The sequence below is a fragment of the Paenibacillus sp. MAHUQ-45 genome (assembly GCF_058133325.1).
Genome location: NZ_JBYUPV010000004.1, coordinates 179,942 through 193,187, shown reverse-complemented (window position 1 = coordinate 193,187; position 13,246 = coordinate 179,942). Strand labels below are relative to the sequence as shown.

Annotated in this window: 11 protein-coding genes; all 11 read right to left on the bottom strand. The window is 48.9% G+C overall.

Features of this window, described 5'->3' with window-relative positions; genetic code table 11:
- Window positions 1-103: 103 nt before the first annotated feature.
- On the bottom strand, window positions 104-625 hold the full coding sequence (locus AC3Y23_RS11685; RefSeq protein WP_379198928.1) for a YcxB family protein: 522 nt from the start codon (window positions 623-625) through the stop codon (window positions 104-106).
- A gap of 157 nt (window positions 626-782) precedes the next feature.
- Window positions 783-1,031, bottom strand: a complete 249-nt coding sequence (locus AC3Y23_RS11680; RefSeq protein WP_379198926.1) for a type B 50S ribosomal protein L31 — start codon at window positions 1,029-1,031, stop codon at window positions 783-785.
- A gap of 172 nt (window positions 1,032-1,203) precedes the next feature.
- The gene (locus tag AC3Y23_RS11675) at window positions 1,204-2,058 is read right to left on the bottom strand and encodes a diguanylate cyclase domain-containing protein (protein WP_379198924.1); all 855 of its coding nucleotides are present in this window, start codon (window positions 2,056-2,058) and stop codon (window positions 1,204-1,206) included.
- Entirely contained in the window at window positions 2,048-4,141 is a 2,094-nt protein-coding gene (locus tag AC3Y23_RS11670) for a cellulose biosynthesis cyclic di-GMP-binding regulatory protein BcsB (protein WP_379198922.1), read from the bottom strand. Before AC3Y23_RS11670 ends, AC3Y23_RS11675 begins: the two co-directional genes overlap by 11 nt.
- Before the next feature lie 72 nt (window positions 4,142-4,213).
- Entirely contained in the window at window positions 4,214-5,464 is a 1,251-nt protein-coding gene (locus AC3Y23_RS11665) for a glycosyltransferase family 2 protein (RefSeq protein ID WP_379198920.1), read from the bottom strand.
- 28 nt (window positions 5,465-5,492) lie between these two features.
- A complete protein-coding gene (locus AC3Y23_RS11660) occupies window positions 5,493-7,037 on the bottom strand; it encodes a hypothetical protein (RefSeq protein ID WP_379198918.1) in 1,545 nt (514 codons plus the stop codon).
- Window positions 7,034-8,566, bottom strand: a complete 1,533-nt coding sequence (wsfD, locus tag AC3Y23_RS11655) for a glycan biosynthesis hexose transferase WsfD (protein WP_379198916.1) — start codon at window positions 8,564-8,566, stop codon at window positions 7,034-7,036. The genes AC3Y23_RS11660 and wsfD overlap by 4 nt, the downstream gene beginning before the upstream one ends.
- 25 nt (window positions 8,567-8,591) lie before the next feature.
- Window positions 8,592-9,737: a hypothetical protein gene (locus tag AC3Y23_RS11650; RefSeq protein ID WP_379198914.1), complete on the bottom strand. Its 1,146-nt coding sequence runs from the start codon at window positions 9,735-9,737 to the stop codon at window positions 8,592-8,594.
- Window positions 9,738-9,753: 16 nt separating this feature from the next.
- A complete protein-coding gene (locus AC3Y23_RS11645) occupies window positions 9,754-11,088 on the bottom strand; it encodes an MFS transporter (RefSeq protein WP_379198912.1) in 1,335 nt (444 codons plus the stop codon).
- A 105-nt stretch (window positions 11,089-11,193) separates the two neighbouring features.
- Window positions 11,194-12,492 (bottom strand): nucleobase:cation symporter-2 family protein, encoded by a 1,299-nt coding sequence (locus AC3Y23_RS11640; protein WP_379198910.1) that lies wholly within the window; start codon window positions 12,490-12,492, stop codon window positions 11,194-11,196.
- Window positions 12,486-13,106 carry a xanthine phosphoribosyltransferase gene (locus AC3Y23_RS11635; RefSeq protein WP_379198908.1) on the bottom strand — a complete coding sequence of 207 codons (621 nt, stop codon included), beginning with the start codon at window positions 13,104-13,106 and terminating at the stop codon, window positions 12,486-12,488. Before AC3Y23_RS11635 ends, AC3Y23_RS11640 begins: the two co-directional genes overlap by 7 nt.
- Window positions 13,107-13,246 lie beyond the last annotated feature (140 nt).

Genomic DNA, 13,246 nt, shown 5'->3' with positions numbered 1-13,246 from the left:
TTGCCTTATTATAGCTCACTCTCACTAACAATTGAATCATTCTTCCATAATCCTCAAGGATAATATTGGTAGGCATATTTACGTAGCCGCTGTAGTTATAGGATTATCCCTTAAATTTAACCCGATTTGAGAACATATGCTTTCTGGCCAGTTCTTTGAAGAACTGCTTGTCCTCCTCCGAATGGAAGAAACGTTTGGGAAGGATTAGCGCCTGATTGGGAGAGAGAAAAAAAGCAAATAAACTAGCTGTCTCCCCAATCTTATATATCTCTTCCCATTTGACGTGCCCGGAGCCTGAATCAGACTGATGCCGGATGCCCTCATCCGAGATTACATAGCTTTGGGGTAACTTCGATTGACTGTCATTTTCAAAAGCTCTTTTCGACTTTTTGATCAAGTTTGTTCGCGTAATAAACCAGAGAACTACAGCAAGTCCAACTGCTGTTACCGCGAGAATCGAAAGACTGGAAGTACTGTAATTCTTAGTTATCGCCAGCATAATTGCGAAATAGGCAACCACACTGAACGAAGTGATGATAATTCTGCTATTCAGGCTGAACCACAGGTTAAACTCCTGAACATCTCCGCCGCTTAACTCGGTATCCACCTTGATCTCTTGTGTCATCCTGACTCTCCTTCAGCGCATGATAAAATGTATGATCCTATAATTGTAACACTAATTATGCAGGATGTGACCTCCTGTATAGGCAGAAATAGACACTTAGCAGACAAAAAAAGACAACCCTCCACTTGAACGGGTTGTCTGGTCCGAAAATGGTATCTTATTTCTTCTGTGCCAGGCGCTGCTTGAACTTGTCCACACGTCCGCCGGTTTCTGCTTCTCTCTGCTTACCGGTATAGAAAGGGTGGGAGGCAGAACTGGCATCTACCCGAATCACCGGATAAGTGTTGCCGTCTTCCCACTCCATCGTCTCATTGGACGACTTGGTGGAGGTGCTGAGAAATTTGAAGCCTACGCTGGCATCCAGGAATATAACCTGGTTGGTTCTGGGATGTATGCCTTCTCTCATGGCCGATGACCCTCTTTCTGAGCTATTGGATTTAAATAGTAATCATTACGATTTAAATCATGTCTACATCATACGCTAACTCTGACATGAAAGCAATCTTAATGAAACAGCATTCCCAAAACCGGTTATTTATAGTCCACTTGCAGCTCAATAAATCCATGGCCTTATCTGATCAAACATCGTACTCCAACTGTTTCTTGGCCTGAACAATGAAATCGAGCGGGTTCTCGATGGTATCCGGCTGATATTGCACAGCCCCAATCTTCAGTCCCAGCTTAACCTTGTATTTACTCATAAACCCGTTATCGTTCAGTTCCTGCAGCTTATACTTGATCCGTTCAATGACGATTTTTGCCCCGTCGCGGTCTGTGAACAGCAGCAGACCCCACGTGGCATCCTCCTTGTCCAAGAGGTAGATCGCATCATTGGTACGGATACTGGACTGGCTGATTTGTGAGACATCATAGATGGCCTCTGTAAGCTGATCTTCCGGAATCAGGCGCCGGATCTCATCCCAATATTTGACCTTGACTACAAGTAGGGTGAGCGGAATCTTGTACCGTGTAGAGATGCCGGTGAACAGGCTGGCGTCCTTCTGGAAGGCCACGCTGTTGCGCAGATCGGTGTTCTCGTCCACCGTCGCCAGCTGATCTGCACGTTTCTTGAGGTTCTCGTTCTCCGTCTGAAGCTGGCGGTTGCCGAGCGTGAAGATCCAGACCACAACGGTCAGAAGCGGGGTCATGATGAGCCAGAAATAGGTGTTCAGACCAATGGTCTCACCCTGCGATATCGTCTGGAACATAACGAAGAACCCGTAGCCGAAAATAAACGCAAGATTCAGCACCAGTCCAGCCGTCACTGTAGTGAAATAAGTGACTACCGCCAGGATAAAAGCCACATTCAGAATAATAATGTTCTGAATGTAATGATCTGGTGATCCGGCAATGAACACAATACAAATGTAGGCCAGAACAAGAAATCCCAGAAAGGCGGCATCAGATACCAGAATGCTGCGGTTACGTCTCACGCTTATCACCACGTTTCTTCATATGTTTGCGAAGCAGCAGAATCAGGGATATCAGTACCAGCGCAATGACCATTACGGTCGCAACCACAAAACCTAGCACGTCGCCTCGTTCCAAGACCTGCTGTACTGCCGAGTCCTTCGGAGCACCGGTGACAGTCTTGAAACGATAGGCATTGACATTGCCATCTTTGTCAGCAATTACGCCATCGCCAAACACCTTCCATCTGTCCTTCTCCGTGGCAAGCAGTCTGGAAGCCACATAATAATCCTCGGAGCGAGCGCCCGTAACAGCCAGCATCCCCCGGCCAGCTTGAAATGGCGATTCAATTAACTGCAGGGTACCTATCTGTCCTCCGTAGTTGTCCTCAATGCTCATTTTCTCATTCGAGCGAAATCTAGTACCGTCAGAATTATATTGAAAATATAGCTTGTTATTCGTATCCCGGATGACCTTATTGTCTTTGAAGCTACCGATGGCAATAATGTTATTGTTCTTCAGACGATCCTCGTTGACATTGTCCGGGTAGAAAATAATGTCGCCTGTATTGCTGCCCGCATATTTGCCTAGCAAATTGAAAACATTGGACAGGCTGCGAAACGCGTAATCATCCAGTTTCTGCGGAAGCACCACAGCCACATGATTATAAACTCCATCGCGCAGGAACGGATACGGATAGTTGTTGAACAAGAGATCGGTGCGGTCCTTTGTATTCAAATGCATCATAGAGTCCTTGCCGATATACGCCCACGGCATTTGCTCTGTATTCGGCGTACAAATCGCGTTCGTCATCTCCAGATCAAAAGCCACCTTGACCGAGAAGTTGCCCGAGATGTTCAGATTCTGCGGAATGGCCAGATTCAGGGTATCCCCGTTCGCCAGCTCCCGATTCAGCTTCTTGCTGCCGATCGGGGTATCGTTGATGCTCACCGTCACCATCGCACGGTCGAAGTCCAGATTTTGCGCATAGCGGAGATCCAGACTGATCTTACCAGAATCGGCAATCGAACGGTTGGAAGGCAACGAGACAAAGTAAGTTTGCTCCTGATGATACGGTCCGGTTAGCTTATCCCCATTCTCAGTAAAGGTAATGTTGGTGCTAAGATCGAACGGAGGTGAAGCCACTTCTGTTGTATCACCAACGACTTTCAGATCACTGCTGATCTGACGGGTCAGCTCCCCATTGGCAAGCAGCCGACCGGCTTTAATCAGCAAATTCTCGTCTCTGGAGGTGACAACCAATGTAGGTCGGGTCTCTTTGTTCACCAGTTCAATCACCGCATGAGTTCCCATATCCTGAGATGGAGTAATTGCTGCCTTGAGGCTGGCCGGGAGGCGGTCATACATGGCGATCAGCACTACCGCTTCTTTATCCTGAAGGGTATCGCTCCGGTAGGGAAGCAGCGGGATGGTGCGGTCATTCAATGTATTGGCCTTGGCGTACCCAGAGAGGGCGTAAGCTGCGGCTTCCAATTCCACAGCTGTAGCGTTCTCCGGCACGGTAAGCAGGCTTTTGCCCCCTTTGACCATATCAATGCCTGAGAACCGCCTGCTGAAGTCGCTGATCCCCCCGGTCAGGTCTTTCGGTGTATAAGTCACACTTACACTGGAGGTGTTGAATAAATGTAACCAATTATCCGGCGTATTATCGACAGAACAGAGCTGATCATCAGTGAGTTTGGTCCGCAAATATCCCTGAATACTGAGCGTGTTCGTCCCCCGCTTCAGAAATCCCTTTGGTGCAGGAATCGTCAACTGCTGCTCTCCATTGTTTCCAAGGGAAGGACGAAAGGTGTAAAAAGGGCTGCCGTTGAGCGACAGAGTCACACTGGACAACTGATCTTCGGTAATTTGCGATATTTGAAAATGCAAGTTGATTCTGAGATCCTGCACATTCCAGTAATCCATGACCTCAAAGAACTGCTGCCGGGAGCTTGTCCCCATCAATGAGGAGTCGGTTCCGGTAAAGAAGGTCTCATAGCTCTTTCCTTGGGTTCCGGGGAGCGTTTCGGCAGCCACGACCTGCAGAGGGGTCAGGAAAAGGATGAGGCAGACCGCCCATAGTGCCAGTTGTTTTTTAATCATAGTTAAACTCTCCTGTACTCTTGTATTTCTCTTCGGTGCGCATCGGGTTCAAGCTCTGTCTGCCGTCTGGCACTAATAACGCTCGGTCTTGTACCATTTGGCTTCCCGTTTAAAGATCTGGTCCTTCATATAGTTATAAAGTCCATAAGCGGCAACTACCATCCACATCTGACAGTAGGAGACATACATCAGCAGGATAATCCACAGGTTGGAGAGGCTCATCTCGCCCTTCTCGGTTGTCAGTGTAATAAAAGTGCCTACTATGAACAGGATGACCGCCAGCAGCCACAGAAAGTTGCTTAATCCGGCAATGGTCGTATGCACGTAGCCCAATGCATGCAGAATCAGCAGCACATCAGAGGTTACGAGCGAGGTCAGGAGCAGGAAATAGATGGACAGAAAGTACAGGATGTCGAAGCGTACTCGCTTGGCAGACTTATTAAAAAGCAACGGAATATTCTTAACGATGACATAAATATTGCCCTTAGCCCAGCGCGTCCGCTGCTTGAACCAGACCTTCACCGTTTGCGGCTCCTGCTCCCAGGTCACGGCCTTGGGCTGAAATTTGATCCGGTAGCCCATCATATAAATGCGGAAGCTGATCTCGGTATCTTCTGCGATTGCCTTGACATCCCAGCCCCCGATACTCTCCACAATCGACCTGCGCATAATGAAGTTGGTGCCAGGTATGGTGCACAGCTTGAACAGCTTCCAGCGACCTGCCTGTGCCATCCATTGAAAAGACAAGGTCTCAATATTAATAAACCGGGTCAGTAAGCTGGCATCACGATTGCGGGTCCGGAATTTCCCGATCACCGCGCCTAAGGTAGCATCATTCATAATCTCCCCTACCAGGTACCTCAGCGCCGTTTTCTCCGGCGTATTGTCGGCATCATAGATGGCGATGAGCTCCCCCTTACTATGGCTGAAGCCAATATTGAGGGCATTCGACTTGCCTTTACCGCCGGTTACAGCATCCGTATTGATCACGATCAGGTTCCGCCCGGGATGGCGATCCTTGATATTCTGCAGCAATTCAGCACTATTATCCGATGAATTGTCATTGATGACAATGATCTCATAGCGGTCATGCGGGTAATCCAGCTCCAGCAATGATTCCACCGTTCTGCTGATGACAACACCTTCATTATGGGCTGGCACCATGATGGAGACGAAGGGGATCTCTCCCTTGATATCAGGCACTTCCTCATCTTCAGATTTAATGTAATACAGGTACCCGGCAATAATAAGAACCACATTCACCAGCAGCAGCGACCAGATGCAGACCACTGCAATGACCATCAACACATCCGAGATTGTCATGGTTTTCTCCTATGAACAAGTTATTTTATTATTTCATATATTTACGGCGATATATCCGGTAGCCGATAATGAGCAGTCCACCGAAGAACACCAAGGATACGATAATCGCCACAATGAAGAACTGGTTCTGTACACTGAACAGCCTTGTGAAGCTCTTGACCTGCTTCTGTGAATACTCGAAATCTGCACTCACGGCCTTGGGGCTGTAATCTATATTCAGCTCTTGACCATTTATAGAGATCACGCCCTGCGAGGAGGTGATTGTATAGGTGTCTGTAGCCACCTTATGCGCTTCCTGTTTATAATCTGCAAAAGGAATCCAGGACTGCTCCAGCTTCTGCAATAGCTTCTCCATTCCAGCTTCATCCTCCGGAAAATCGGCGACTATAGCGGTGTCCATTGGTAGATCTGTCAGTCCACTGCTCCCTGTTTTGTATTGTGTCACTAGATCATCCAGTGGCACACTGTATAGTGAGGAGATAAATGCCTTCGATGTATTGGTCTGCTCCATATAATGGAGTTCCTTATTGGGAAAAAGCACTGCCGAGTCAAAGAAAAGGAGGCCGTCCTGTGCATATTCCTTGTCATAGGTCCAGTAGCTCTCTGCGCCGACGCCAAGTGGAGCAACGCCCTGATCTGCCAGTAGATTGATGAAGCTGCTCATCTTCTCCCGTAGCGTATCGTCGCTCCGGCTAATGACGGGGCCAATCACCGGGACATTAACCACAATACTGCCGTTACGGGCTTGAACAGCCTTCAGCGCCTCCAGGTACCGCATCATTGCCGGGAAGTCAGTATTGGTAAAGACAGGGCGGATACTCGCAATGAAAGGAATGCCCTCCTGATATAACCGTTCCGCCATCTGTTGCAGCAGGCTTAGATCAGTGAACGGATAAATCTCTTTTAATATGAGATACGAATGAGGGATATCCGTAATACGGAGCCACTCTCTCAGGACACAGGCCATCGCCAGCGAACTTCCATCTCCCTGATTTAAATATGGAGCATACGTATATTTGCCGCTGCTCACAGCATAAGGAGCCTGTACACTGCTTCCAAGAAACAATAGATTCCCATATGAACGGTCTGCTTCGCTTGCAGCAATGTAAGGCATATCTTGCACCTGTAGGCTTGCCTCCGGCAGCCCGCCAATCCTTAGACTTGCGCTACCGCCAGGCTGTACAGCCACCGATAGATGCAGGGCGTCTTTCATATCGGCCATAGGGTTATACCCAATATGCAAATATTGCCCCTTATAATCCGCTAAATCCTCCAGAAAAACATGATTGTCAGTAGTAATATCAGCGGCATTTATTACCGTTATCACATTGGAATAATCATTCATGGCGCCTTTAACATATTGATCCAGGTGCACCACTGTAACCTGCGCACTGTAGGCCGCCAGCTGCTTTTGAAGCTCATCAACATTGCCCTCGTGTACGGTCCCTTTCGCCAGACTATCGAACAGCAGCAGGACACGCAGCGGCGCGGCGGCGGATTGCGCAGGGGCAGGCGTAAGGAGCAGCAGACAGAGGAATAACGGCAGTACAACCATTGTAACTCGAGTCCTCATGCGCCCACACCCTTTTGCACTTCCGGATTGTAACCGCCGGTTGTATTCCGTTCTACATCCTTGAATATGGAACGGCCAATGACATTGGACACAGCCAGGAAGGTAACGAGATCGAACGATAACGTGAACAGAAATTCGTGTTTGGATAAATCGGCATCACCCGCTCCGATAATCGAAACCAAGATACCCGATACCCCTACACCCATCGTTGCCAGCACGAGCGCCATGCGCTGAATTCCCCGCAGGTTCCCTTCCTTGACAGCTGCTATACAGGACGGCATGTACAACCCCAAAATTAGCAGCACCCAGATAACAACAAAACCGAATGTATGAGGAGCAAGCTTTTGTTTAAGTAAACTGTAGCCAGAGAAAAAAAAGGTGTGTGCACCATATTCTTTTCCCACAGATTTCTCGTAATTCCCCATCGCCGGCGGCCTTATTGTAAACGCGCTTTTGGCAGCTACATTCAGAATAGAAGTCAACTGCCCCGGATTGCTGGCATAGTATTTCAGAATAGGAACGAACCCGTATTGACTGTAGAACTCTCTCTGGAGAATAGGTGAGTTCACATCAATCGTACTGTATTGCTCATAGTAAATCGTCCCTTTCAAAATGGCGTACTGTTCATCGATGCCAAAGGACTTCAGTGTATCTTCCGGGTTCGAGGACTGATTTAGCACCCCGCGGGTCATGGCATGGTATTGGTTGATATCCACGAATTCTTTGGAAATGTTCAAGTAGGTTGCAACGCCAGTGAACATCATCAAGATCACGGAGCCCATGGTCAGCCAGTGAAATAATCTATCCTTGCGAATCCAGATAAGTGTGATAGCTAACACGGAGATAATCATGCCCACTGGGGCATTTTGCTGCTTGGAGGTGGTCAGAATAACAGTGCTGGTGACTAACAAGGCCAGCATCGCGTAGTCATTGTATCGTTTGCGGTATAAAGCCAGCCATGAACCGAACACGAAAATCATCATGATCGTGACCACACTTTCACCAAAAAAAGAGTTAAAAAAAGCCGTATAGGCCGTATCGCCAAAGATAAAAATAGCAATCGCTGCAATTAGCAGCCCTTGCTTGCGGGACATTTTCCACGTAATCGATTCTATCAGAATATAAATAGCGCACACATACAGTATGGTATACATCGCAGCTTGAAAACGAACATCAAACACCTTATCGCTATACAACAACTTGTTCAGGCCGATCGCCAGCTTGATAAACAACGACTGGGAAGAGCTCAGAATCGCTTGGTTCTCATTGTAATACTGAAAGATTCCGAACTGCTTGATAAAGTAGCCAAAGTACTGACTGTCATAGTCCGGCTGGTTGAAATAAAGCCCGTTGCTGTAAGTGATGCGAAAGAAATCGCCATTATCGGCCATACCAATATAGGGGGCTGTAAATAAAGCGATGATTGTAATTAACAATACCCCAAATGCTGCTATAAACGCAGGAGATGTAAGGCGATTTGAAAGCACCAGCCTTTGCCGGAAAGACGGTCTGAGATTGTATTCAAGCATACAGGTTCCTTTCCTTCTGTATAGATTAGTCTTCGTAACAGTAAGCCAACAGCGCCATCAGGTTGTCAAAAGAGTAAGCCTGTCCGCTCGCCGTGTCGCCGAATCCCCCATACAGCACGCTACCAGTGTCCTGCACACGGAACTCGTTCATCCGTTCAATGCTTGTACGGTAGAGCTCATCATCTGCGAGCTGCGCCCCGATCAGGGCCGTTATGGCATAAATCGCTGTGGAACGAATATCATTCACCGGAGTGCCTTCCCGCGTGTATTGACCATACAGTGTTCCCGCCTCAACCTGCTGACGGATAAACTGGATGCTAGCAGGCTTCTGCAAATGGACCTCCGATAGAGCCAAAATGGTTAGTAGGGATTCTACTGTATTAATGTTCTCAGAGCTATACCTTCCGGTCTCATAATCAAAACGAGTCTCGTAGAAAGGAAATGAATCCGAGAGATAGCCCTGCTCCTGAATTTCCTGCATGTTATGCATGAGGACGGCGCGTTTTTCAACAGGAATCGACATTTTTTGCAATCCACTTAGATTAATATAACATAAAGTTACAAACTTGTTAGTGACATTATAGTTCCTATCGTAAAAATCATACATATATCCATCTTTTACATTGTAATTATAAAATCTTTGCCCGTACTTCTCTGCTTCCTGCGAGTAGCCCTCATCCTTAAAGGCCGCTCCAGCTTCCTCCAGCGCCCCAATCAAGCGCAGATCATCCACTGCCGCATTTACAGGATACTGCTTCTGTAGCTTAGGGCTGAAGCGATAGCTAAAGCCGCCTTCCATATCAAACGTCTTCTTGGCCGTCTCCCATTCCGCGGCGAACAATGCTCGGTTACCAGTTAGCACTGCGTATCTCATTATCAGAGACGCTGATTCGCTCAGAATCTCGTGTCCAGTGGCAGCTTCGCCTTTCTGGTCGGTATCCAGCAGGTTCGTGTATACGCCATACTCTCCAGTCAGTCTGGAGGAGATAAAGGAATAGAGCGTCTTCGCCTCCTGTATCTCGCCTGCCTTATGCACCGCTCTGTCTATCTGCTCTGGAGCTTCCGTATGGCTAATTGGGTCTTGGACAACAGGTTTTACCTTTGCTTCGCAGGCGGACAACACGGTCATAGTGACGGCTATCGCCGCAATAGCGCTCATCTTTCGTTTCATTGTTCCCTTCAACACGTCACTTCCCTTCTACGATGACTTGGCGCCTTGATCGTGACCCTCTGTACCACATCAGCATACCCAGTGAACATAGGCAGACTGCTAGTAGTACCCCATATACTTGCTTGTAAGCTATAGCTGGAGCAAGATCCTTCTGGGCATGCAGCAGTAAACCGCAGACAGCCACAGACACCGATCCGCCGAAGAACTGAATTAATTGCAGCAGCCCCAATCCGGACCCGATCCATTTAGGCGGAAGAATCAGTGAGGTCTCATTGTTGAGCGACGCCATCGTTGCTGAGAAGGCTGGGGAAAAGCAGAGATAGCCGAGCAGAATAATCGCTGGCGAGGCCGAAAGATCCAGCGCGAACACTCCCAGCGTGATGGCCATGACGGCATGCCCGATCAGCAGGAAGCGCATATTGCCATAACGGTCGATCCAGCGGCCGACAAAGCGGGTACAGAAAGCGGAAAAGACTGCGCCAGGGGCAATAAACAGGCCGATTGCCAGCGCCGATTGATGGAATAGATTTGCGAGAGCGAGCGGCATCAGGAATAGATTGCCAAGATTCAACACCAGGATACAAAATCCGATGACGACCAGCTTTCTATAGCCTGACATGCCTAGTAGCTGAGGATTTATAAACGGGCTCTTCGCCCGTTTAAGATGTAGCGCATGCACCGCGAACGAAACGATACTGATACTAAGCCAGATCAACGACTGACCCGTTACAGCAATGAGCAGACTGGCCGCATTAATGATTGTAAGAGTAGCGCCTGTCACATCGAAGCTCGCCTGCTGCGGCATCTCCTTGGGCAGCAGGCGAAGAAGCACCGGCAACACTAACAACACCAGACAGGTAACCCCGAACAGTCCGTTCCAGCCCCAATACTGGCTGATGAGGCCGCCCACAATCGGTCCGAGGCCGAAGGCCATAGCACTCCCCGCCGAGATCATGGCGATCGCTGCGCCCCGGCGCTCGGCTGGCACATACCGGCTGGCCAGAACAAGACCGAGTCCTGCCATAGAACCCGATCCTGCCGACTGCAAAATTCTCGTGATTAAGAGTGCCGTAAAATCATGTGCAAACAGCCCGAAGACCGAAGCTAGTCCGAGCGTAATCAGACCCACGCTGAGTAGTCTGCGAATCGGCACCAGATCCGATAATCGGCTGTATATCACTGTAGACAACGCATATCCGATCGAATAGCTGGAGATCACCCATGAACCCAAATCGGCGGTGATCTGCAGATCCTGTATAATCGTTGGAATGGATACGTTAAACATCGTTGTATTCATCACGACAATAAAGAGGCAAAAGGTCCAAAGCGGCATCACGACTTTATCATTCATCAGGTTTCATCCCTATCTCTTGTTATGAATCCAGTATAACCTTCATGCAAAGAAGAGCAAGCCTGGGAATAGGCTTGCTCTTCTGCTGTCCCTAATAGGGATATCTTATTGGGCTTCCTGCGAAACCGCTACAGGCGCCGCATTATCCTTGGTTTTGGATAGGAAAATATTTAGAATGATGGCGGTCAGCGAACCGGACACGATGCCGTTCTGCAGCAACATTTTGGCAAACTCAGGCAGTTGGTCGAACATGGCAGGCAGCGTAGCTGAACCAAGACCTACTGCGATACTGCAGGCAGCAATCAGCAGGTTGCCGTCCTTGCGCAGATCTACTTCCGACAGAATTGACATCCCAGAGGCAGCTACCGAGCCAAACATTACGATCATGGCTCCGCCAAGCACTGCATTAGGAATGACAGTAGTCAGTGCAGCAAGCTTAGGCAGCAGACCAAGCACGATCATAATTCCGCCTGCGGCAAAAATAACATTGCGTGTCTTCACGCGCGTCAGAGAGATCAAGCCAACATTCTGGGAGAATGCGGTATACGGGAAGGCGTTGAAGATCCCGCCCAGCATAATGGCAAGGCCTTCCGAGCGCAGTCCGTTCACAATTTGCTTCTGCTCTACCTTCTGATCTGTCGCACGGCCTACTGCAAAGTAGACGCCTGTGGACTCGACCATACTAACGATATTCACGATAATCATAGTCACGATCGCCGTCAGATTGAACTCCGGCCAGCCGAAGTAGAAAGGCTGGGCAATGCTCACCCAAGAGGCTTCACTTACAGAGGAGAAATGCACGATACCCATACCGTAGCCGATGGCCGTACCGACAACCAATCCGACCAGAACGGATACCGAGCGGAGGAAGCCAGTCGCCAGACGATTGACGAGCAGGATGACCAGTAGTGTAATCAGGCCCAGCAGCAGATTGCGGGGCTGTCCGAAGTCAGGACTGCCTTGGCCGCCAGCCACGTTGTTCATGGCTACCGGGATTAACGAAAGACCAATGATCGTTACGACAGAGCCAGTAACGATAGTCGGGAAGAACTTCAGCAGCTTGCCATATAAGGGAGCCGCCAACACGACGAATATACCTGAAATAATAATAGCTCCGTAGGCCGTCGCCAGATTGCTGGAGAGGGAGATCGCAATGATCGGACCTACGGCCGTAAAGGTACAGCCGAGAATGACCGGCAGACGGCTGCCGAAATACTTGGTGCCCATGACCTGCAGCAGTGTTGCCAGCCCGCAGGTGAATAGGTCGGCGGCGATCAGATACGCCATCTGCGTATTGTTAAGCTTCAGCGCGCCTCCCACAATCAGCGGGACAATGACCGCGCCGGCATACATCGCCAGTACATGCTGAAGCCCGAGTGTGAATACTTTTTGTTTGCTTAACATCCTGCACTCTCCTTCATTAATTGTGATTCTACCTTTGTATCATTGTCTATAAAATGAATCTCCCCTGGTGCCATAGAAGATATACGGGCCAAAGAATGAACGTTGATGCCCCGCTGCTCCAGCAGTCCACGTCCTTCCTGGAAGCTCTTCTCAATCACGCAGCCTACGCCGAGCAGTTCTGCGCCCGCCTCCTCGATAATATCAGCCAGCCCCACCAGGGCTGCGCCCGTAGCCAGAAAGTCATCGACAACGAGTACCTTATCTTCGGGCCCAAGATATTTTTGCGAAATGCTAATTTGGTAATCTTCCTGACGGGTGAAAGAATGTACAGGAGCAGAATATACTGCTTCGGATAGAGTGACTGCCTTTCTTTTCTTGGCATAGATGAACGGAACGCCCAGGGCAATCCCCGCAGCCATCGCAAACTGAATTCCGCTGGCCTCCACCGTGAGTATTTTTGTAATCGGCAAGTGACCGAAGATCCTCTTAAACTCTTGCCCGATCGCCAGTGCCAGCTCCGTATCGACCTGATGGTTCAGAAAGGAATCCACCTTCAGCACCTTGTCCGATAGAATCAAGCCCTCTTGTCTAATGCGTTCCTCTAGTACCTTCATAATGAAAATTCGTCGCCCCTTCTCATGTTGAAAAATAAAAAAGGACAGACTCCTTGAGCAGTTTCTCTCAAGTGAATCTGTCCTTCTGGGTTTTTGTCCCTTAGTGGTGTAACACATTATAGTGTCCGCATCGCTTGGAC

Bases quoted from the DNA above. Each gene is read 5' to 3' on its own strand.
- AC3Y23_RS11635 (WP_379198908.1), bottom strand. From the start codon at position 13,106: ATGAAGGTACTAGAGGAACGCATTAGACAAGAGGGCTTGATTCTATCG.
- AC3Y23_RS11685 (WP_379198928.1), bottom strand. From the start codon at position 625: ATGACACAAGAGATCAAGGTGGATACCGAGTTAAGCGGCGGAGATGTT.
- AC3Y23_RS11680 (WP_379198926.1), bottom strand. From the start codon at position 1,031: ATGAGAGAAGGCATACATCCCAGAACCAACCAGGTTATATTCCTGGAT.
- AC3Y23_RS11650 (WP_379198914.1), bottom strand. From the start codon at position 9,737: ATGAAACGAAAGATGAGCGCTATTGCGGCGATAGCCGTCACTATGACC.
- AC3Y23_RS11660 (WP_379198918.1), bottom strand. From the start codon at position 7,037: ATGAGGACTCGAGTTACAATGGTTGTACTGCCGTTATTCCTCTGTCTG.
- AC3Y23_RS11670 (WP_379198922.1), bottom strand. From the start codon at position 4,141: ATGATTAAAAAACAACTGGCACTATGGGCGGTCTGCCTCATCCTTTTC.
- wsfD (WP_379198916.1), bottom strand. From the start codon at position 8,566: ATGCTTGAATACAATCTCAGACCGTCTTTCCGGCAAAGGCTGGTGCTT.
- AC3Y23_RS11640 (WP_379198910.1), bottom strand. From the start codon at position 12,492: ATGTTAAGCAAACAAAAAGTATTCACACTCGGGCTTCAGCATGTACTG.
- AC3Y23_RS11665 (WP_379198920.1), bottom strand. From the start codon at position 5,464: ATGACAATCTCGGATGTGTTGATGGTCATTGCAGTGGTCTGCATCTGG.
- AC3Y23_RS11645 (WP_379198912.1), bottom strand. From the start codon at position 11,088: ATGAATGATAAAGTCGTGATGCCGCTTTGGACCTTTTGCCTCTTTATT.